The sequence below is a fragment of the Pseudomonas sp. B21_DOA genome, assembly GCA_030544685.1.
Lineage (GTDB): Bacteria > Pseudomonadota > Gammaproteobacteria > Pseudomonadales > Pseudomonadaceae > Aquipseudomonas > Aquipseudomonas fluorescens_AO.
Genome location: CP086683.1, coordinates 4077002 through 4098364 on the forward strand (window position 1 = coordinate 4077002; position 21363 = coordinate 4098364).

Annotated in this window: 13 protein-coding genes, 1 tRNA gene and 5 pseudogenes; 7 read left to right on the forward strand and 12 right to left on the reverse strand. The window is 60.5% G+C overall.

The genetic code is table 11. The annotated features are described in order from the left end of the window. Positions 1-6: 6 nt before the first annotated feature. From LJU32_18835 to LJU32_18845, 3 genes are all read right to left on the reverse strand, one after another. Positions 7-819 carry a crotonase/enoyl-CoA hydratase family protein gene (locus LJU32_18835; protein ID WKV87689.1) on the reverse strand — a complete coding sequence of 271 codons (813 nt, stop codon included), beginning with the start codon at positions 817-819 and terminating at the stop codon, positions 7-9. Between the two features lie 148 nt (positions 820-967). Further along, entirely contained in the window at positions 968-2113 is a 1146-nt protein-coding gene (locus LJU32_18840; protein ID WKV87690.1) for a PQQ-dependent sugar dehydrogenase, read from the reverse strand. Between the two features lie 52 nt (positions 2114-2165). After that, positions 2166-2486, reverse strand: a complete 321-nt coding sequence (locus LJU32_18845; protein ID WKV87691.1) for a hypothetical protein — start codon at positions 2484-2486, stop codon at positions 2166-2168. A gap of 189 nt (positions 2487-2675) precedes the next feature. Here LJU32_18845 and LJU32_18850 point away from each other — a divergent pair, with 189 nt between their 5' ends. Further along, complete coding sequence (locus tag LJU32_18850) at positions 2676-3542, forward strand: Ku protein (GenBank protein ID WKV87692.1); 867 nt, start codon at positions 2676-2678, stop codon at positions 3540-3542. Positions 3543-4389: 847 nt separating this feature from the next. On the opposite strand, the pseudogene lpxO reads toward LJU32_18850, so the two are convergent. Continuing rightward, positions 4390-5288, reverse strand: a pseudogene (gene lpxO / locus LJU32_18855) (lipid A hydroxylase LpxO). Between the two features lie 310 nt (positions 5289-5598). Between lpxO and LJU32_18860 the strand changes: the two are divergent. Both LJU32_18860 and LJU32_18865 read left to right on the forward strand, forming a co-directional pair. Next, positions 5599-5861: pseudogene (locus LJU32_18860) on the forward strand (short chain dehydrogenase). Next, entirely contained in the window at positions 5847-6032 is a 186-nt protein-coding gene (locus tag LJU32_18865) for a hypothetical protein (protein ID WKV91224.1), read from the forward strand. The pseudogene LJU32_18860 and the gene LJU32_18865 overlap by 15 nt, the downstream one beginning before the upstream one ends. Positions 6033-6065: 33 nt before the next feature. On the opposite strand, the gene LJU32_18870 is transcribed toward LJU32_18865, so the two are convergent. From LJU32_18870 to LJU32_18885, 4 genes and pseudogenes are all read right to left on the reverse strand, one after another. Further along, complete coding sequence (locus LJU32_18870; protein ID WKV87693.1) at positions 6066-7010, reverse strand: class I SAM-dependent methyltransferase; 945 nt, start codon at positions 7008-7010, stop codon at positions 6066-6068. A gap of 14 nt (positions 7011-7024) precedes the next feature. After that, positions 7025-8343, reverse strand: a pseudogene (locus LJU32_18875) (iron-containing redox enzyme family protein). Positions 8344-8496: 153 nt separating this feature from the next. Then, positions 8497-9425: pseudogene (locus LJU32_18880) on the reverse strand (ZIP family metal transporter). 15 nt (positions 9426-9440) lie between these two features. Then, positions 9441-10667, reverse strand: a complete 1227-nt coding sequence (locus tag LJU32_18885) for a glutathione-dependent formaldehyde dehydrogenase (protein ID WKV87694.1) — start codon at positions 10665-10667, stop codon at positions 9441-9443. Between the two features lie 373 nt (positions 10668-11040). Between LJU32_18885 and LJU32_18890 the strand changes: the two genes are divergently transcribed. The 4 genes and pseudogenes from LJU32_18890 to LJU32_18905 all read left to right on the forward strand — a co-directional run bounded on the left by LJU32_18890 (position 11041) and on the right by LJU32_18905 (position 16338). After that, positions 11041-12627 (forward strand): ABC-F family ATPase, encoded by a 1587-nt coding sequence (locus LJU32_18890; GenBank protein ID WKV87695.1) that lies wholly within the window; start codon positions 11041-11043, stop codon positions 12625-12627. A gap of 327 nt (positions 12628-12954) precedes the next feature. Beyond that, a complete protein-coding gene (locus LJU32_18895; GenBank protein WKV87696.1) occupies positions 12955-14142 on the forward strand; it encodes an MFS transporter in 1188 nt (395 codons plus the stop codon). Between the two features lie 93 nt (positions 14143-14235). Beyond that, positions 14236-15531, forward strand: a complete 1296-nt coding sequence (locus LJU32_18900; protein WKV87697.1) for an OprD family porin — start codon at positions 14236-14238, stop codon at positions 15529-15531. A gap of 448 nt (positions 15532-15979) precedes the next feature. Then, positions 15980-16338, forward strand: a pseudogene (locus LJU32_18905) (DUF6124 family protein). Between the two features lie 356 nt (positions 16339-16694). Here the strand turns inward: LJU32_18905 and LJU32_18910 are convergent. The 4 genes from LJU32_18910 to fdhE all read right to left on the reverse strand — a co-directional run bounded on the left by LJU32_18910 (position 16695) and on the right by fdhE (position 21361). Next, positions 16695-16790: transfer RNA gene (locus tag LJU32_18910), tRNA-Sec, on the reverse strand. A gap of 5 nt (positions 16791-16795) precedes the next feature. Further along, the gene (selB, locus tag LJU32_18915) at positions 16796-18712 is read right to left on the reverse strand and encodes a selenocysteine-specific translation elongation factor (protein ID WKV87698.1); all 1917 of its coding nucleotides are present in this window, start codon (positions 18710-18712) and stop codon (positions 16796-16798) included. After that, positions 18709-20121, reverse strand: a complete 1413-nt coding sequence (selA, locus tag LJU32_18920; protein WKV87699.1) for an L-seryl-tRNA(Sec) selenium transferase — start codon at positions 20119-20121, stop codon at positions 18709-18711. The genes selB and selA overlap by 4 nt, the downstream gene beginning before the upstream one ends. Before the next feature lie 313 nt (positions 20122-20434). Further along, positions 20435-21361, reverse strand: coding sequence for a formate dehydrogenase accessory protein FdhE (gene fdhE / locus LJU32_18925; protein ID WKV87700.1), 927 nt, complete (start codon positions 21359-21361; stop codon positions 20435-20437). Positions 21362-21363 lie beyond the last annotated feature (2 nt).

The window sequence follows — 21363 nt, forward strand, 5'->3', positions numbered from 1 at the left end:
GTTAACTCAATCCAGAAATTCGGGTTTCTGTTTGCTCATGTGGGCGGCCATGGCCACGCGCAGATCGTTGGATTGCAGCATGGCAGCGTTCCAGGTGGCAACGTATTCGAGACCATCGTCGATGCGGTGGTCACGCATGTAGCTGATCATTTCCTTGGTACCGGTCACGGCAATCGGCGACTTCGCAGCGATGTCACGGGCAATATCGAATACGCCCTCAAGCAGTGTGTCCTTGTCGCTGTAGACCCGATTGACCAGGCCCATGCTGCGCGCTTCTTCGGCGCCAAAGGTGCGACCGGTGTAAGCCAGTTCACGCAGCATGCCGTCTCCGATGATTCGCGGCAACCGTTGCAACGTGCCGACGTCGGCGGCCATGCCGATATCGATTTCCTTGATCGAGAACTGTGCGTCCTCGGCGGCATAACGCATGTCACAGGCGGCGATCAGATCGATTGCCCCGCCCAGGCAATAGCCCTGAATCGCGGCGAGTACCGGTTTGCGGCAGTTGTCGACGGCGTTGAATGAGGTTTGCAGATTGAGGATCTTGCGTCGCAACAGGCGCGCATTGCGGCCCACGTCCTTACCCAGTTCATTGGCGACACCGGCGAGCATCATCAGATCGATGCCGGAAGAGAAATGTTTGCCGTTACCGCTGAGGACTACCACGCGGACTTCGTCGGTATCGTCGATCCATTGGAAGATTTCGACAATCTCGCTCCAGAACGGCGCGTTCATTGCGTTGATCTTTTCCGGGCGATTGATCTGCACATGCGCGATGTTATCGGCCAGTTCGACGCTGAAGGCGGAGTATTGAGTCATGGCAGAAATCCTTTACCGGGCTGGGAATTAAGGCCCGAACTATAACAAGGCAACAGGACGGCGGTTCAGCCAAATGCGGGACTGCTCTGAGTCTGCGCAAGATGCGCGGGCCTGCTCGCGAAGGCGTCTGATCACTCACCGCACGCAATCATTTCAGCCCCAGCCTGTACAGCGAGCCATTCTCTTCATCCGTCAGCACGTACAAGTAACCATCCGGCCCTTGCCGCACGTCGCGGATGCGCTTGTTCAACTCACCCAGCAAACGCTCTTCATGCACGACTTTGTCGCCATCGAATTGCAGGCGAATCAGTTCCTGGGACACCAGCGCGCCGATAAATGCGTTGTGCTGCCACGGTTTGAAGCGATCGGCGTCGTAGAACGCCATGCCGGTAACGCCGGGCGATTTTTCCCAGACATGGTGCGGCGCCACGGTGCCTTCAGCAGTTTTGCCCTTGGCCTCTGGAATCGGCTGCATCGAGTAATTGATGCCATGGGTCGCCAACGGCCAGCCGTAGTTTTTGCCGCGCTCGATGATGTTCACTTCATCACCGCCACGTGGCCCGTGTTCGTTCTCCCACAGCGTGCCGGTCCACGGATTGAGCGCCGCGCCCTGCGGATTGCGCAGGCCATAGGACCAGATTTCAGGCCGGACGCCGGATTGGCCGACGAAAGGGTTATCGTCCGGCACCTTGCCATCCGGGAAGATGCGTACGACTTTGCCTTGCAACTTGTCGAGATCCTGCGCAGTCGGCCGATCGTTGTTTTCGCCGAGCGTGATGAACAGATATCCGTCGCGATCAAACACGAGCCGCGAACCGAAATGGTTGCTCACCGACAGCTTCGGTTCCTGACGGAAAATCACATTGAAGTCCTTCAGCGTCTTCAGGTCATCGGAAAGCCGTCCGCGCCCTACCGCCGTACCAGCCTTGCCGCCCTCACCACCAGCTTCGGCATACGACAGATAGACCATACGGTCCTGCTTGAAGTCTGGCGACAGCGCCACATCGAGCAAACCGCCCTGCCCTTTGGCCCAGACTTGCGGCACGCCACTGATCGGCTCCGACAGTTTGCCGTCCTTGCTCACGACGCGCAGGTGGCCCGGGCGCTCGGTCACCAGCATGCCCTTCTGATCAGGCAGAAATGCCAGCGCCCACGGATGTTCCAGGCCTTGGGCAACGGTGGTGACTTCAAGAATGCCCTGTTCGCTTTTCAGCTCCTTGGGCGCGGCGGCGAAGGCCGGGGCACTGATCAGCGCGGCGGCGCAGCAGGTGGCTAGTAGGGTTTTACGCAACATGCACGATTCCTTTTGTTCGTGTGAAAGGCTGACAGAACATCAGTCCTGCCGTTCAACGGTTGCTGCCGGTGCCCCGTGGGGGCGGGTTGGGAATGAAGGTTGGCGGATTGCTCGGTACCGAGCGAATCGGCTGGCCGTTGCCGATACCGCGATTTTCGACGGTCGGCTGACGTGGCACGGGAACGGTGTTCGGCCCGCGAAGGGGCGGAGCGCTGGGCTGGGTGCCCTGCATGCTGTTGGGATTGGCCCGGCGGATCGGGCTGTTGTAGGGATTGTTGCTGTTGCCGGTAGGGCTTTGCGCCAGCACGACATCGGCATGAACCAGGCCGCCACTGAGGGCGAGGACGGCGATGCCAATCATTAACCGGTTCATGGAAAATACCTCTCGATGTGCGTGGACTAGAGCCTTGGAGCCCACGCTACGCCGTGGGTTCGGATTTGTTAACCCTCGTGCCTTAAACAACATGTAACACGGCTTGACCGTAGCGCTGGAAGCCGCGCAATCACTGGAAACTTTCTCGCCGCGGCACAGGTCACCTGATCATCACTCGGAGGACAGGTCATGGCTCGGGCAATCTGGAAAGGCGCAATCAGTTTTGGACTGGTACACATCCCCGTGGCGCTGGTTTCAGCGACGTCGTCCCAAGGCGTGGACTTCGACTGGCTCGACAGCCGCAGCATGGACCCGGTGGGCTATAAACGCATAAACAAGGTCACCGGCAAGGAAGTCACCAAAGAGAACATCGTCAAAGGCGTTGCCTACGAAAAGGGCCGCTACGTGGTGCTCAGCGAAGAGGAAATCCGCTCGGCGCACCCCGTTTCCACGCAGACCATCGATATTTTCTCGTTTGTCGACGCCGAGCAGATTCCGCTGCAGAACATCGATACGCCCTACTACCTGGCGCCAGACAAGCGCGGCGGCAAGGTCTACGCGTTGCTGCGCGAAACCCTGAGCAAAACCAACAAGGTCGCCCTCGCCCGCGTTGTCCTGCATACACGTCAATACCTGGCTGCGTTGATGCCGCTGGAGTCGGCGCTGGTTTTGGTCAAACTGCGCTGGCCACAGGAAGTGCGCAGCCTCGATGAACTGGCGCTGGGCAGCGAAGTGACCAAGCCGCAATTGGCCAAGGGCGAGCTGGACATGGCCAAACGCCTGGTTGAAGACATGACCTCGGAGTGGTCGCCTGACGACTACAAGGACGAGTTCGAAGACAAGATCATGGCGCTGGTCGAGAAGAAAGCCCACGAAGGCAAGATCGAGGACGTCGAGACCGCCACTGGCGAGGAAGAGCGCAAGACTGCCGATGTTATCGATTTGACCGAACTGCTCAAACGCAGCCTTGGCGGCAAGGCACCGGCCAAGCCCAAGGCGAAATCAACCAGCAAGGCGGCGCCGGCTAAGAAGACCAGGAAGGCGTCTGGGGAGTGAGCGTTGAATCAGACGAAATTGCTTTGAAGCTGAAGGCCCTTCGCGAGCAAGCCCGCTCCCACAGGGTTCGGAGTCGAATGCAATATTGCATTTACCCCACTCGAATGTGGGAGCGGGCTTGCTCGCGAAGAGGCCAGCGATAGCACCTTAAATCTAGATCAGAATAAAGATTGCCAGGTGCAGTCAGGACCAAACGTGTTGAATGTGAACCAGCATTCGCGAGCAAGCCCGCTCCCAAAGGGTTCGGAGTCGAATGCATATCTGCATCCACCCCAATCAAATGTGGGAGCGGGCTTGCTCGCGAAGAGGCCAGCGATGACACCGCAAATCTTCAGATCAGAATGAAGATCGCCAGGTGGAGTCAGGACCAAACGTGTCGAATGTGAGCCCGCTCCCACAGGGTTCGAAGTCGGAATGCATATCTGCATCCACCCCAATCAAATGTGGGAGCGGGCTTGCTCGCGAAGAGGCCAGCAATGGCACCGCAAATCTTCAGATCAGAATGTATATTGCCAGGTGGAGTCAGGTCGAGACGTGTTGAATGTGAGCCGGCATTCGCGAGCAAGCCCGCTCCCACAGGGTTCGGAGTCGAATGCAATATTTGCATCCCCCCAATCAAATGTGGGAGCGGGCTTGCTCGCGAAGAGGCCAGCGATAGCACCTTAAATCTAGATCAGAATAAAGATTGCCAGGTGCAGTCAGGACCAAACGTGTTGAATGTGAGCCCGCATTCGCGAGCAAGCCCGCTCCCACTGGGTTCGGAGTCGGATGCAATATTTGCATCCACCCCAATCAAATGTGGGAGCGGGCTTGGTCGCGAAGAGGCCAGCGATGGCACCGCAAATCTTCAGATCAGAATGAAGATCGCCAACAACGCGGCAAAAATCGCCCATTTTTCCAGGTAATACCGCGTGCGGTTGCGCTTCTTCAGCTCTTTACCGCGCAAACGGATCTTGTAGATTTTGGTAAACAAGCGGTTGATGCCACCGGTCTTGTCCCCGGCATCATTCGGCGCGCCCGCCGCGGACATCACCGTGCGGCTGAACCAGCGGTTGAAGGCGGCGGCCCAGCGGTATTTCAGCGGTCGCTCGATGTCGCAGAACAGAATGATACGGTTCTGATCCGTGGTGTTTTCTGCGTAATGGATAAACGTCTCATCGAACATCACCGCTTCGCCATCGCGCCAGTGATAGTTCTCACCGTCGACGTTGATGTAGCAGCCAGGATCATTCGGCGTGTCCAGACCCAAGTGATAACGATATGAGCCGGCGTAAGGATCGCGATGGCGCACCAGTTTCGAGCCCGGTGGCAGCTCGGCAAACATCGCCGCTTTGATCGAGCCGATGCTCTGCACCAGTTCGGTGGTGCGTGGGCACAGCTTCATTGCCGACGGGTGACTGTCGCCGTACCACTTCAGATAAAAGCGCTTCCAGCCAGTCTTGAAGAAGGAGTTGAAGCCGACATCGTCATACTGATTCGAACGCTTGATCTCGCCGGCACGCAGCAGATTCTGGCCTTCCTCGCGAATCTCTTCCCAATGGGCCTGCAACGGGCTCAGATCAGGAAATCCGCCGGGTTCAGATACGGCTTGTTCGGCATCCTGGAAAACAGATAGAGGAAGCAGTTGATCGGCGCGAGGAACGTCGAATGGTCACTCAATTGCCGCCCCAGCTTGTGGCGTACGCGTCCACGCAGGTGAACGTAAGCAATGGAGATGACATAAACAGCGGCAATGATGAGTTTCACGGAAAAGGGTCACACGTCAAAAGTGAACAAACTGCGCGCGTGGCGGCCTGGGGCCCAGCGTCTTATGCAGCGGTCTTGATGCACAGGGCGCGTCCTTGGCCCGCGCCGTTTCCGGGCGCTCGGTGAACGGCTGGCATTTTAGCCACACTTTGTAACCGATAGTGAATCCTCAACTGTGAAAAACTGTCTTGCAGCTCTCTCAGGTAATGCCCGCGCCGCTCCGCAAGCAGGCGAAACGCCCGTTGCTCATTTCGATGGAACCACGCTTGGCACGCGCTCCTCTATCGCTTACCAATAACGGAGGACCCCCATGATCGCCCCAGAAACCGGTATGAAACCAGGTCAGCGCTATCGAATTGAAAGCGTCGAGCGCGCGCCGCAATTCTCTGGCTTTTTTCTCGATGGAAAGTATTACCTGGGACCTGAATTGCAGACCGCTGTCGGCTGGCTTGAAGGGCAGACTTTCTTTACGACCAGCTCGACCCGACCGGTGAGCCGGTTTATCCGGACAGGATTGCCGGCACTATCGAGGGGCTGACGCTGGTGATGGCGGATGGCTTGCGCCTGGAGATCGAAGAAGCGCCCTATCAGGCGGAACCTGCGGCGCCGGTACGCGCTTCGATCGCAGGGCGCATCGAGCGCATCTCGCGCCAGCCGATACGCCCTTCTCCACTGCTGGTAGCCGGGGCAGCGATGTTGGTGGGGGTTTGCCTGCTGACGATCTCGCGCATCAGAAATCGTTAAAGGCCACGGTGCGAGCAGTGGCCCAATCATCGGTCACTGCTCGCGGGTCACCGTCAGCGCGACCACGGCGATGCGCTCGGCGCGCTCATATTCAGGCTTTAGCAGTTCCTCACTGAACACATCCGGATCGAGCTCGCGATAGGTCCAGCCGAAACGTTCGCCCTTGAGCAGCGGCGCCACCGCCTCGCGGAACGGATCCTGCCCGGCGACGATCGCCACGCCGGTATACACCAGCAACGTGCCGCCGACCTCCAGGCGCGGCAGCGCCTCACGCACGATCCGCACCGACAAACCCTCACCCAGCGCCCCGCCGCCATGGCGATAAGCGCGCTGTTGCGAGTCATTCATGTACGGTGGATTGGCGATGATCAAGTCGAATTGGCCTTCGACGCTGGCGAGCAGATCGCTGTGATACACCGACACATTGCTGGCCCCGGCCAGCTCGGCATTGACCGCACTCATGCGCAACGCCTGCGGGTTGATATCCACCGCCCACACCTCGGCATCAGGCCGAGCCTTGGCGATCAGCACCGCACCGGCGCCGCTGCCGCAACCGATATCTACTGCGCGCCTGATCGGCGAAAAGCGCTGCTGCAACTGCGCTTCGATGGCTTGGGCGAAACGGTAAGTGTCGGGGCCGAAGAACACCGCGTCGCTCGCCGTCGTCGGAAACGCCGAGTGAGCGAACAAGCGGTCATTCAGCGTCGACCAGCGCACATGGCTGCGCCACACCGCGCCATCGCGTTCGACGATGCCGGCCTGCTCCAGGCTGGCCAGTTCGTCCGCGCTGAACAGCTCGGCAGGAAACGGCATCGACCAGCCGAAGACGTCCCGCAGATCCTTGGCCAATGGCGTAGCAAAGCGCTGCAGAAATCGTTCATGAGTCAACGGCGTTGGGGTAATGAAGTGATAACCGCTGTCGAGCAGGCGCTTGCCCAGCTCGAACAGCGCTCTGTCCGATGTTTCTTGTGCCGACATGAAGCCTCCTTGTTTCAACGCAAGCGGGCGCGCAGTTGGATGAAGCGACGCGTCGCGAAAAGTCCGGCCGGGCGCCAGTGCCGCTGCGGTTGCAGCCAAGGCATCAACAATGCCATTTGCTCGGTGGCAGGCTTGTCAGCCAGTGCCGCTTCCAGATTGAGCAGATCGGCATCATCGTCAAGGTTTCCTCGACAGCGGCTTCACGGCGCACGTAAGGCCGAGGCCGGGATGCCGGGCAATCCTGAGTGATCCAGTCGCGCAACAGCTGTTTTTCATAGCCGTTGAACACACCAAACATCGCCGCATCGCTGCCGTCGATCAAACGCCAGAAACGGCTTTCTTCCACCGCCTCACCGCGCTTGATCCAGCTCTTGCGTTCCAGCGCCGAGAGGAATTCGCCCATTTGCCCCGGCGTGGCCAGCCATTGGTTGATGGTGCGGTTTTCGATGCGGCAGTAATCGGAATGCATGTGCCGACCGAACACCGCTTTGCGCTCAAGCATGGCGATCACTTCGCGGTCCAGATCGAACTCTTTGATCACTGCGGTGGTGCCCTTGCCGACATCATTCAGGCGATAACCGATCGACATGCGCCGATAGAACTCGTCGCGCTCTTCACCCAGCGGCATCAGCTCGAGCATCGATTGCACGGCTTTGCGTGCATGACCCGTGCTGGCGTTGTCGATGGTCACATGTAAGCGGAAATAATGCGGATCGATGCCCAGCTCTGCCAGCTCATACGCAGTGATCAACAAGTGCAGCGGCAGTTGTTCGTAGCCCAGATTGAAGCCGATGACTTCCGGCAGAAACTGCCCGCCGAAACGTCCCAGTGCCAACTGCACCGCGCCTTGCAGAAAATACTCGTCAGCAAGACCGCTCAGATCGGAGCAATCGTGCTCGGCGAGCAGTTTGCGATAGATCACCACATGGTTCTGCCGAGGCACGCCCTCGCCCAACTCTTCAAGGTAGGTGTCGAGCAAGTCATCGAAACGAGGATCCTGCCACTGCGGCAACAGCCCGGCCAGCCAAGCGCCATCGACCTCTTTGGTCGGTGCCACATGCAGAATGAAGTACAACGCGTGGGATTTGTTGCGGAAATAGCGGCGTGGCCCGCCCTGCTGGCGTTGTTCAAGGTATTCAGCGTATTCGGCAGCCACGCTGGCGCAACGGCTTTCGGACCATTGCAGCAACTCTTCGGCGGTAGCCGGCAAATCGTCAGGCAGCGCAGCCGCCTTGCTCAATTGCCGGCGCAAAAAGTCCAGTGCCGCGCGATCAACCGTGGAGTCTTCCGCCAGCAATCGGTCATAGAGCCGGCGCTCGGTATCCGCCGGCATGGATGTTTTACCCGAAGACTTCCTGGTCGGGATTTCGATCAGCGACATGACTCATTCCCCTGCGTTATTGGCATTGCCTATAAACGAAAGAGTGATTGGCGCTGAAAAAATTCCTTTTGTGCGGGGCAATACGCTGAGTGGCGTGTGAGGGTTTTAGCCCAAAGCGGTATCGAGAAACATCATCACGCCGAAGCCGAGCATCAGCCCGAGCGTGGCCGGGGTTTCGTGACCGTTGCGGTGAGTTTCCGGAATCACTTCATGGGAAACCACGAAAATCATCGCGCCCGCAGCCAGCCCCATCGCCACCGGAAAGCCCAACGCGAAGCTGTTGGTGATGCCCAAACCGATAATCGCGCCCAACGGTTCCATCAATCCAGAAGCGGCGGCAATCAACGCTGCACGTCCAGCGGAAATGCCGGTGACCCGCAGCGCCAACGCCACGGCCAGACCTTCGGGGATGTCCTGAATGGCAATGGCAGTGGTCAGCGGCAGGCCGATTTTCATGTCGCCGGTGGCGAAGCTGACGCCGATCGCCATGCCTTCCGGGAGGTTGTGCAGCGTGATCGCCAGGACAAACAGCCAGACCCGATTGAAGCGCTTCGCCTCAGGCCCGCGCCGCCCGCTTTTTCATGTTCATGCGGGACGAAGCGGTCGAGGCCGACCATCAACGCCACGCCCAGAGCCATGCCGGCCACGACGACGGCCGCGGCGAGCATGGGACTGCTCACCGCCTCCTTCGCCGCCGCGATGCCCGGCAGGATCAATGAAAAGGAACTGGCCGCCAGCATCATCCCCGCCGCAAACCCGAGCATGGTGTCCTGGGTTCGCGAAGTAATCGCCCGCAACGCCAAGGCCAATAACGCACCGACTGCCGTAGCGGCAAAACCCGACAGCCCGCCAAGGCTGGCGAGGCGCAAGGTGTCGCGGCCCGTACTGACCAAACCAGTGTAGCCACTGATCAGCAGCAACACGGTCACACCGACCAGGGTCAGCCAGAAAATGCGACCTCCCCAGCCAGTACGCGCCAGGCTGACAAACCATGCGCGCACGGGGGCTGCGAACGAAGATGACGGTAGCGCCATGAAAACTCCTCAGTTTCAGGTGGCCGGTGCGAACGGCGTGGTTTCATCCATCTGCGCCAGCGGAACATCGCTGCCACCCGGGGTCAGAATCACCTTGCGGCATTCTTCCTGTTTTTTATTGAAGATCTTATAGCCCTCGGCGGCCTGTTCCAGCGACAGCCTGTGGGTGATGATCGCCTCGGGCTGCAACTTGCCGGTTTCGATGTAGCCAAGCAGTTCGGGCAGAAAACGCTGCACATGAGTCTGGCCCATTTTGAAGGTCAGGCCCTTGTCAAAAGCGTCGCCGAACATGAAGCCATGGATAAACCCGGCATACACCCCCGGGACGCTGACCACACCACCGCGCCGGACGGCCGCGATGCACTGGCGCAAGGCCTTGCCGCTGCTGCCTTCGAGCTTGAGTGTAGCCATGACCGTTTCGGTGGTGCTGCCCTTGGCTTCAAGGCCGACGGCGTCGACCACCGCATCAACGCCGCGGTGGCCTGGGGTCTGGCTGGTGATCGTGTCGGCCGGGTCATCGTCCTCATCGAAGTTGATCGGAATCACCCCGTAGGTGCGCTGGGCGTAATCGAGGCGGTACTGATGGTGGTCGACCATGAAGATCTGCTCGGCGCCGAGCATTCTGGCGCAGGCTGCGGTCAACAAACCGACCGGGCCGGCGCCGTAGATGGCCAGACTCGAACCTTGCACCACGCCGGCGTTGATCACGGCTTGCCAGGCAGTCGGCAGGATGTCAGAGAGAAACAGTACTTTCTCGTCCGACAGTGTGCCCGGCACCTTGAACGGGCCGGTATTGGCTTTTGGCACCCGCACCAATTCCGCCTGGCCGCCGGGAATTCCGCCATACAAGCGGCTGTAGCCGAACAGCGCCGCCGGTGGCGGAATCATTTTCTTGTTCAGCGCCGCGCCGGGACCTTCGTTGGTGGTCTCGCAAGCGGCATAAAGCTCTTGCTGGCAGAAGAAGCAATCGCCGCAGGCGATCACGAAAGGGATCACCACCCGATCGCCGCGCTGCACAGCGGTGACGCCTGGACCGGTTTCTTCGACGATGCCCATGAACTCGTGGCCAAAGATATCGCCGTGTTCGACGGTGGGTATCTTGCCTCGGTACAGGTGCAGGTCCGACCCGCAGATGGCGGTGGCGGTGACGCGCAGGATGATGTCGTCGGCGGCTTCAAGTTTCGGGTCCGGTACGGTTTCGACGCGCACATCATGAGCGCCGTGATAGGTCATTGCTCGCATGGCTTGGTCCTCACTCGATTGAACGAAATGGCTACTGCTCCACTTTCCGAAGTGAAAATGGCCGAGTGAGTTCATTCGGGTTTTCGAGATTTTGATCAGCGGATATCGATCGCTTCTCGGACGCGCCGATGCGTACGCCCGTTTGCCTGCCATATAACTGCCGTCTGAGTTATGCGACAATGCGCGCCAATGTCCAACAAGAACCCCGCACTCTTCGCTCAGCAGCTTGCCTTCAACGGCCCCAGTTGCGGACGGCTTATGCGCGTTGGCTCAACTCAAGCACAGACTGGGGGAGCTGGAAAAGCTCCAGATTGGTACTCAAGTTTGTACCAGGCACCACAGACCAGCTCTAACCCATTGATAGGTAAGGTAATTGATCTCCACAGCTAACATCACGATGCAGTTTGGCGCCAAGCCGCTGTTCGAAAACGTTTCGGTCAAATTCGGCGCAGGCAACCGCTACGGCCTGATCGGTGCCAACGGTTGCGGCAAGTCGACCTTCATGAAAATCCTCGGCGGCGATCTCGACCCGTCCGGCGGTCAGGTCATGCTCGAGCCGAACGTGCGTCTGGGTAAGCTGCGCCAGGATCAGTTCGCCTACGAAGAATTCACCGTGATCGACACCGTGATCATGGGCCACGAAGAGCTGTGGAAGGTCAAGGCCGAGCGCGATCGCATCTACTCGCTGGCTGAAATGTCCGAAGAGGACGGCATGGCCGTCGCCGAGCTGGAAACCGAATTCGCCGAGATGGACGGCTACACCGCCGAATCCCGCGCCGGCGAACTGTTGCTGGGTCTGGGCATTCCGCTGGAACAGCATTTCGGCCCGATGAGCGAAGTCTCGCCAGGCTGGAAACTGCGCGTATTGCTGGCGCAGGCACTGTTCTCCGATCCGGAAGTGCTGTTGCTCGACGAACCGACCAACCACCTGGACATCAACACCATTCGCTGGCTGGAAAACATTCTGACCCAGCGCAACAGCCTGATGATCATCATCTCCCACGACCGTCACTTCCTGAACAGCGTGTGCACGCACATGGCTGACCTGGATTACGGCGAGCTGCGTCTGTTCCCGGGCAACTACGACGAATACATGACCGTGGCGACCCAGTCCCGCGAGCAGCTGCTGTCGGACAACGCCAAGAAGAAAGCGCAGATTTCCGAACTGCAATCGTTCGTCAGCCGCTTCTCGGCCAACGCCTCGAAAGCCAAGCAGGCCACCTCCCGCGCGAAGGCGATCGACAAGATCCAGCTGGCCGAGGTCAAGCCTTCCAGCCGTGTCAGCCCGTTCATTCGTTTCGAACAGAACAAGAAGCTGCACCGTCAGGCGGTCATGGTCGAGAAAATGGCCAAGGGTTTCGATGGCAAGCCCCTGTTCAAGGACTTCAGCTTCCAGGTTGAAGCCGGCGAGCGCGTTGCGATCATCGGCCCGAACGGTATCGGCAAGACCACCCTGCTGCGCACCCTGGTCAACGAACTGACCCCGGACGCCGGTAGTGTGAAATGGACCGACGCCGCTGAACTGGGCTACTACGCTCAGGACCACGCTCACGACTTCGAAGACGACGTTACCCTGTTCGACTGGATGGGTCAGTGGACCCAGGGCGAGCAGATGATTCGCGGTACTTTGGGCCGCATGCTGTTCTCCAACGACGAGATCCTCAAGTCAGTCAAGGTCATCTCCGGTGGTGAGCAAGGCCGCATGCTGTTCGGCAAGCTGATCCTGCAAAAGCCGAACGTGCTGATCATGGACGAACCGACCAACCACTTGGACATGGAATCGATCGAGGCGCTGAACCTGGCGCTGGAAAACTACCCGGGCACGCTGATTTTCGTCAGCCACGACCGTGAGTTCGTATCGTCCCTGGCCACGCGCATCATCGAACTGAGCCCGAACGGCGTGACCGACTTCAGCGGCACTTATGACGACTACCTGCGTAGCCAGGGCGTTGTTTTCTAAGAGCAGCTTTTAGTTTCAAGCGGCAAGCTGCAAGTTAAAAGCCCTGTCCTTTGTGACGGGGCTTTTTGCATTCGGCGTTTGGGAATTGTGGATGCGAAGAAATTCGCGAGCAAGCTCGCTCCCACATTGATCGTTCCCACGCTCCGCGTGGGAATGCAGCCCGGAACGCTCCGCGTCCCAACAGCGGACGCAGAGCGTCCATGGCGGCGTTACCACGCAGAGCGTGGCAACGATCATTAAGGCGAAGTAGTTAGCCTGCTTTCATTTATCCCGGCCCCGCGCCATGATGTTCGCAACTCTCCCACCGCCACCCGCGAACGAGTGCTCATGTCTGCGCAGCCACTGCCACCGCAAAGCTCCCTGGCGATCACCCTGCAGATCGTCTCCATCGTTTTCTACACCTTCATTGCCTTTCTCTGCATCGGTTTACCGATTGCGGTATTGCCCGGTTACGTCCATGAGCAACTGGGTTTCAGCGCGATCATCGCCGGGCTGGTGATCGGTTCGCAGTACCTGGCCACACTGCTCAGCCGGCCCATGGCCGGGCGCATGTCGGACACCCTCGGCACCAAGCGGGCAATCATTTATGGCTTGTGGGGAATTGTCCTCAGCGGCGCGCTGACCCTGCTGTCGACCTTGCTGCAGAGCTTTCCGCTGACCAGCCTGCTGATCCTGATTGCCGGGCGTCTGTTGCTCGGTATTGCTCAAGGCCTGATCGGCGTCGGCACCATAAGCTGGTGCATGGGCCAGGTCGGTGTCGAGCACACGGCGAAATCCATCGGCTGGAACGGCATCGCCTCCTACGGCGCGATTGCCATCGGCGCGCCACTGGGTGTGGTGATGGTGGCTGAATACGGTTTCGTCAGCCTTGGCATTGCGCTGTCGGCGTTGGCGGCCGGTGCGTTGTGGCTGATCCGCAACAAGCCATCGGTGCCAGTGATTCGCGGTGAGCGCCTGTCGTTCTGGGCGGTGTTCGGCAAGATTGCGCCGTACGGCACCAGCCTGACCCTGGCCTCGATCGGCTACGGCACGCTGACCACCTTCATCACCCTGTATTACCTCAACCGAGGCTGGACCGGCGCGGCTTACTGCCTGACCGTGTTTGGCGTTTGTTTCATTCTGTCGCGGCTGTTGTTTATCTCGGCCATCGCCCGGTTTGGCGGCTTTGCCTCGGCCATCGCCTGCATGACAGTGGAAACCATTGGGCTGGTGATGCTGTGGCTGGCGCCTTCCACCGCGTATGCCCTGATTGGCGCGGGGCTGGCGGGGTTCGGGCTGTCGCTGGTGTACCCGGCGCTGGGGGTTGAAGCAATCAAGCAAGTGCCGAGTTCGAGTCGCGGCTCAGGGCTGGGAGCTTATGCCGTGTTCTTCGACCTGGCCTTGGCAATTGCCGGGCCGCTGATGGGCGCGGTGGCGTTGAACCTGGGTTATTCGTGGATTTTCTTCAGCGCAGCACTGCTGTCGGTGACCGGACTGGGCCTGACTTTGCTGCTCAAGCGCCGGGCAATGGCCTGACTCTGGCCAGCGCCAACTGAGCACATCGACCCAATCCTTTTGGCTCGGCACAGTCGATCATCAGCGCCATCCCAATTGCCGCCGGCCCTGACCATGATCAACTGCGCCCCCTCGCGCTTCACCCTGCTTGCACTGTTCTGCAGCCTCAGCGCTAGCGCCTGCGCCGATGGTTTTTTCGCCGATGCGAAAAGCGATGTACTGCTGCGCAACTTTTACCTGAGCAACGATTACCGATCGCCAACACCCTCCGGTAAAAACTACAAACAGGAGTGGGCTCAAGGAGTTATAGGTAACTTCTCATCAGGTTTCACCGATGGAGCCGTCGGTTTCGGCATCGACGCCCACGCCTTCGCCGGCCTGAAACTCGACGGCGGCAAGGGTCACTCCGGCACCGGTCTGCTGCCGGTCGACAGCGATGGTCGCAGCGAACATGACTACTCCAGCGCGGGCGGTGCATTCAAGCTGAAAGTTTCGCGTACTACGCTGGCGTTCGGCGAAATGACCGTGGAAACCCCGGTCTTCGACACGTCCGACAAACGCCTGCAACCGGAATACGCCACAGGCTTTCTGCTCAACAGCGCCGAGTTCAATAACGTCAATCTGGTCGCCGGGCATTTCACCGCGTTCAAGAATCAGGACAGCTCTTCCGGCCAAGGCGACTTCTACGGTTACGGCGCCAACACCGAAGCGGGCGGCATCAGCTTCGTCGGCGCCGACCTGTTCAGCAGCAGCCCGGTCGGCGGCGCGTTGTATGCCTCGAAACTGAGCGACACCTGGCATCAGTACTACGGCAACCTGCATTTCAAACAATCAGGTGTGTTGCTCGACGCCAACCTCTACCACACCCGCGACACCGGTCGCGCATTGGCCGGCGAAATCGACAACACCGCCTTCAGCCTCTCCGGCAAGTACAGCTTCGGCCCCCACGCGGTGATGCTCGGCTGGCAACGGATCAATGGCGACACGCCGTTCGATTTCGTTGGTGGCGACTCGATCTACCTGGCCAACTCGATCAAATACGCCGACTTCAACGGCGCCAACGAACGCTCCTGGCAAGCCCGCTACGATTTCGACTTCGCCGCTCTCGGCGTCCCCGGCCTGAACTTCATGACCCGCTACGTCAGCGGCAGCCACATCGACGGCAGCCACGCACCCCGAGGCGGCGCCTACAACCCGTTCGACGCCGACAGTGGCGACTATCAGCCGCAACAGGGTGATGGCGGCAAACACTGGGAACGCGACATCGACCTGAAATACATCGTCCAGTCCGGCGCCGCGAAGGACCTGTCGGTACAGCTGTCGCACGTCACCCACCGCGCCAACGAAGCGCAGGCTGGCGATGATATTGACCGGATTTACGTGGTCATCCAGTACCCGTTGGGTTTCTGAATAGCCCACTCAGCTCTTGCTGAAAACAGGATTCCAACTGTGGGAGCGAGCTTGCTCGCGTAGGGGCCATCAGGTTCGGCGCAATTCTTCAATTTAAACGACGCTGTTTAAAAGACACCTGCTGACACGGTCTCAAGGCTACAAATCCTTGCGCCGTTGCCTACAGCTACGCCAGAATCCGCCGGCTTGTGCGCCTTGGGGGCGGGTTCTATTGTGGTGCGGTCGCTGACGAATCAGCGATCGGGTTTAGCGACCCGGATCTTGAATAGGTGCATCAGCGTTCCATGCTTTGTCGCGGGTTCAATGTCTGCGACTGCGCCATGGTGGCTGTATGTGGGAGACCTTCGGGTCTGCCGGGTGCCTATAACCGGTTCGCTAACCTGCGTACAGCCGCCACCTCACTGTTTAGCGACAGTGCCTGACGGCTCCACTTAATAGGAGCTTCACCATGATCAAACCAACACCCAACCCACCCGAAACCGACCCCACCTCCCCTACGAATCCCTCGACTCCAAAAAACTCCACCAAGCCGCCGACCGCGCCCTCGACCACTATCTCTGCCCACCCGGCTCCACCCCACCGCCGTACAGCCCCCGCGCCATGTATGCCGTCACCGCCGACACTAAAAACGAAGACCTGCTGGCCAACGCCTGCGAAACCCTCGCCTCGGCCAAAACCATCGCCCAGGAATTCGCCGGACTGGTCAAGCCATCGCAGCGCCGGACGCTGATGGGGATTGCGCAACTGATCATGCTCGGGGAACTGGCGGTGAATCGGGTGCTGGATAATCTGGAGCTGCCGGGATAATGCGAGCCGGCTGAATTATCCGGTGTCCGTGCCGGCCTCTTCGCGAGCAAGCTCGCTCCCACATTTGATCTTGGTCGGATACAAGTTCTGCGACCTCTGCAAGATCCCTGTGGGAGCGAGCTTGCTCGCGAAGGCTGAGTGTCAGTCGACCTCCCCGTCACTGACCCAATTTTTCGCGGGCAAGCCCGCTCCCACATTTGATCTTGGTCGGATACAAGTTCTGCGACCTATGCAGGATCCCTGTGGGAGCGGGCTTGCTCGCGAAGGCTGAGTGTCAGTCGACTTCCCCGTCACTGACACAATGCTTTCGCGAGCAGGCTCGTTCCTGCAGTGGATTGCGGATGGCTATGAAAAACTGGCGGAAGACAGCCGGAGTCGAACCTGCCCGGGAACGGATGCCGTCCCCAACCGGGTTTGAAGCCCGGCCGCGCCACCGGGCGCGATTGTCTTCCTGAACTCAGAGTGCGTCGGCGTTAGCCAGCGCGTTGTCGGGGCGGATCTGGCGGGATTCGCCGAGGCGGCGGGTCAGGCCGAGTCGGTCGAAATATTCCAGATACTGAATGCAGCGTTTGCGTCCCAAGCCTAGCGCATCGCGGAAGGTTGTCACTTCGATCGCTGGATTTTCTTCGGCGAGTTTCAGCAGCAGCGCCGCCATTTGCCGCAGGACGATGTCGCTGATGAACAGGTCGCGCACCACCTGGTGCATCAGGCCAAGGCGTGAGAGTTTGCGCAGCAGCAAGCGGACGCTGGCGTCTTCTTCGCCGAGCACTTTCGCGGCGTCGCGCACCCATGGCGGGTCGAAACCGGCCTGTTCGAACAACGGCTGTAATTGCTGCCAGAGGTTTTCGTCGTCGGCATTCAGGCGCACTTGGTGATCAGGCAGGTGCAACCAGGGCCCGCTGGTGAGGATTGAGCCGGCGTTGAGCAATTCGTCGAGCAGGCTGATGAATGTCGAACGTTCCAGGGCCAGCGCGCTGAAGCGGCGCAGGCGATCGCGGTCCGGGCCCATCTGGTCGGGTTCCTGTTCGTGGAATCGCGCCAGTTGTTCGAGCAAGGTGAATTTCAGCTGGCCCCAGCGCTGGACGTTGAACAGCAGCGCGCCTTGACGGGTGTCGATCAGGCGGATGTTTTCCGCCAGCGTCCACTGCGCGCGCGGGCGGTTGAACAGGCGTTCCAGGCGTTGTGGGTCGAAGCCGCCGGGGCTGTTGTTGAGCAACGCTGGCAGGGCTTGTTCGAGGTTGACACTAAGGGCGAGGGTTTGCAGTTGCGCCAGACGTTCGGGGCTGCGGCGTTGGCGGGCCGGGGCGAACGGGTCGAGGACGATGCCGCCGCCGAGGGTATGCTGGGCGCTGGAATCGCGCAGGATCAGCCGATCGCCTCTTACCGCGTGCACCGGCGCATTGATCAGCAGTTGCGCGAACATGCGTTCGCCTGAGCTCAGGCGCGGGCCTTGCAACAAGGCGACGCGGGCGATGACGTCCTGGGTGCCGAGGTGCAGATGCACCGGGTGAAAATGTTCAAAAGTACGCTCGCCGGGCAACAGCTGAAACTCGATGTCGATGCGCTGGGTCGGCGCATGCAGCCAATCCGCCAGCAGCCATTGGCCACGGTGGATCTGCGCCAGTTCCAGGCGCTCGCCGCTGAGGTTCAGCGCCACGCGCTGGCCAGCAAAGGCCTGCTCGGCGGCCTGATTCTGCGCGTGCAGGCCACGAATGCGCACCGATTTGCCCGCAGGCGCCAGAACCAGTTTCTCGCCCACTGCAACCGTGCCCGACAACGCCGTGCCGGTGACCACAATCCCCGCACCCGCGACGCTGAATGCACGGTCAATCGCCAGACGAAATCCGCCTTCGCAACTGCGTGCCTGCACTTCGCGCTGTGCCTGCAATAACGCCGCGCGCAACGCATCGACGCCCTGCCCGCTCACGCTCGACACGGTGAAGATCGGCGCCTCGGCAAACGGCCCCGGCGCCAGCAGATCGAGCACTTGGCGCTGCACCTCTTCCACCCTGCCCGTTCCGGTGCGATCGCACTTGGTGATCGCCACCAGGGCGCGGGGAATGCCGAGCAGTTCGACGATTGCCAGATGCTCGCGGGTCTGCGGCATCACGCCGTCGTCGGCCGCGACCACCAGCAACACCAGATCGATACCCTGCGCGCCGGCGAGCATGTTGTGGGTGAATTTTTCGTGGCCAGGCACGTCGATGAAGCCGGTCAGCCCGGCGCCCGCTTCGAGTTCGGCATAAAGGTAACCGAGATCGATGGTCATGCCGCGTTCGCGCTCCTGCGGGCGGCGGTCGCCGGTTTGTCCGGTCAGCGCCTGCAACAGTGTGGTCTTGCCGTGATCGATATGTCCTGCCGTGCCGACGATCACAGGTCGACCTGCAATTGCGCCAGCTGCGCCAGCCACGCCGGTTCATCGTCGAGCTGGCGCAGATCCAGCCACAGCGCATCGTCGTCGATCCGCCCGAGTACCGGGATCGGCAAACCGCGCAGCGCCGCTTCGAGATTGAGCAGATAACGCCCGCGCCAGCGTTTGGACACTTGCGGGCGACAACACAGCGCCGCGCTCGGCAGACGCGCCACCGGTTGGCTGCCGCTGCCGATCATGCCCAACGCCTTGGCCGCGCTGACCTGCCAGACCTCGCCCAACACATCGGCGAGCAACGGTTGCAAACGCAGAGCCTGCGCATGAATCTCGGCGTGCGGACGGGTCAGCAGGCGCAAGCTCGGAAGCCGCTCGGCAAGGCGATCCGGATCACGGTACAAACCGAGCACCGCTTCCAGCGCGGCCAGGGTCAACTTGTCGACCCGCAGTGCGCGCTTCAGTGGATTCTTCTTGATCTTCGCGATCAGCTCTTTGCGCCCAACGATCAACCCGGCCTGCGGCCCGCCGAGCAATTTGTCGCCGCTGAAGGTGACGATGTCGGCACCATCGAGCAAGGCCTGGCGCACCGTCGGTTCCGCGGGCAGCCCCCAGCGGGTCAGATCGAGCAGACTGCCGCTGCCCAGATCCTCCAGCAACGGTAAACCATGGGTATGCGCCAACTCGGCAAGCTCAGCGGTCGGCACTCGCGCGGTAAAACCTTCGATGCTGTAGTTGCTGGCGTGTACGCGCATGATCAAGCCGCTGCGCGGGCCAATCGCCGCTTGGTAATCACGGGCATGGGTGCGGTTGGTGGTGCCGACTTCGTGCAGGCGCACGCCGGCGCGGGCCATGATGTCGGGGATGCGGAAGGCGCCGCCGATTTCGATCAGTTCACCGCGCGAAATGATGCCTTCCTTGCGTGCGCCGAGGCTGTTGAGGGTGAGCAACACGGCAGCGGCATTGTTGTTGACCACGGTCACCGCTTCGGCGCCGGTCAGTTCGCGGATCAGGCCTTCGATCAAATCATCGCGATCACCGCGCTTGCCAGTGGCCAGATCGAATTCGAGATTGAGCGGATAGCGTGCGGCCATTTGCACTGCTTCGATGGCTTCCTCGGGCAGCAAGGCGCGGCCGAGATTGGTGTGCAGCACCGTGCCGGTCAAGTTGAATACCCGCCGCACCTGACTGCGCTGCTGTTGCGCCAAGCGTTCGCCGACGCGCCCGGCAAGCACTTCGGCGCCGATTTCAACGGCGGACAGTTGCCCGCTCAACACACCGGGACGCAACTCATCGAGCAACTGGCGCAGGCCCGTCAGCAAACAATCCCGGCCGTAACGCTCGGCCAACGGCGCGCACGCCGGGTGACGAAACAAGCCATCAATGGACGGCAACCGCAGGGCAACGCTGGAAGACATCAGCCACTCCTGATTTCACTGGAAAGGCCCCTTCGGGAGCAAGCCCCTCCTACAGGGGCTTCAGCAGTGTAGACAAACTGCGGGAGCGGGCTTGCTGGCGAATGCGGTCAGTCAGTCGAAGATGATGTGCCTGAAACGCCCCATTCGCGAGCAAGCTCGCTCCTACAGGGAAATTCGGGGCTGACCGGGCTTTGTGATTCGGCACATAAACCTGTGGGAGCGAGCTTGCTCGCGAAGGCGGTAAGTCAGTCAAAATTATGGGGCTGAAACGGCCCCTTCGGGAGCAAGCTCCCTCCCACGGTTTCTCCACTCGTCATTCATCTCCCGGCGCCAGCAACAGATTCGGGGCCAGACGCTGATAACCATCCTGAGCCAGACGCATGTCCAGCAGCAAACTGCCGAGGTCCGCTGACAACGCCTCGGCTTCGGCGTCGTTCTCCAGGTAGAGCAATTTCAGGTAGCTGTTGCAGCTCGGGCAGACTTCGGCGCGCAGCGGTGCCTGTTCGGCGCTGTGTCGATCATCTTCCTGGCTCAGATATTCAAGGCCCTTGCTCTGTTCGCAATACACGCACTTGACCCGCACCACATGCCATTCGCAGGCACACAGCGAACACACCAGATAACGCAAGCCGTTGTGCTTGCCGCGATGACGAATCACCCCGGCCATGGCCGGCGAACCGCAGGCCGGGCATTGGCTGAGGCTGTCGCCGGGTTTGAGTTGCAGATTCGGCACGCTGAGCAGCCAGTGGCTCCAGGCGGCTTGCAGCGCTGCGCCGAGGAACGGCACCAGCGCCGCCGGCACCAGCGAATATTGCCCACTGACCAGCGCCACCGCCCACGCGCGCAACTGGCCGGCACTGGCGCCGCGCAAAGTATCCAGCGCGTCGATCACCGCAGGCTGATCCGCTGGCGCATAGCGCTTCAGCAAAGCGTCGAGCCACGGCTGCCAAGCATCCTCGCGCACCAACGTGTCTGCCGCGAACGGCGGCAGACCATGCTGCTGACAGGCCTCGAAACGCTGCGCATCAAACGGCGCGGTCAGCGGCGGATCATCGAAAACCTGCTGCTGCGCCCGACACAATCCGGCCATCAGCCGCAGATAATCCGCCAGCCCATTGCCCTCGGCGAGACGCTCAAGGCGCTCGGCACGCAGGACAAACAGGTTACGTGGCGGCAGATACAGAAACGGCGGCGAACTGGCCGCCGCCTCGATTTCCCCAGGTTCAAGAATGCTTGGCAAAA

Coding starts and splice junctions, on each gene's coding strand:
- LJU32_18835 (WKV87689.1), bottom strand. CDS start 819: ATGACTCAATACTCCGCCTTCAGCGTCGAACTGGCCGATAACATCGCG.
- LJU32_18840 (WKV87690.1), bottom strand. CDS start 2,113: ATGTTGCGTAAAACCCTACTAGCCACCTGCTGCGCCGCCGCGCTGATC.
- LJU32_18845 (WKV87691.1), bottom strand. CDS start 2,486: ATGAACCGGTTAATGATTGGCATCGCCGTCCTCGCCCTCAGTGGCGGC.
- LJU32_18850 (WKV87692.1), top strand. CDS start 2,676: ATGGCTCGGGCAATCTGGAAAGGCGCAATCAGTTTTGGACTGGTACAC.
- LJU32_18870 (WKV87693.1), bottom strand. CDS start 7,010: ATGTCGGCACAAGAAACATCGGACAGAGCGCTGTTCGAGCTGGGCAAG.
- LJU32_18885 (WKV87694.1), bottom strand. CDS start 10,667: ATGCGAGCAATGACCTATCACGGCGCTCATGATGTGCGCGTCGAAACC.
- LJU32_18895 (WKV87696.1), top strand. CDS start 12,955: ATGTCTGCGCAGCCACTGCCACCGCAAAGCTCCCTGGCGATCACCCTG.
- LJU32_18900 (WKV87697.1), top strand. CDS start 14,236: ATGATCAACTGCGCCCCCTCGCGCTTCACCCTGCTTGCACTGTTCTGC.
- selA (WKV87699.1), bottom strand. CDS start 20,121: ATGTCTTCCAGCGTTGCCCTGCGGTTGCCGTCCATTGATGGCTTGTTT.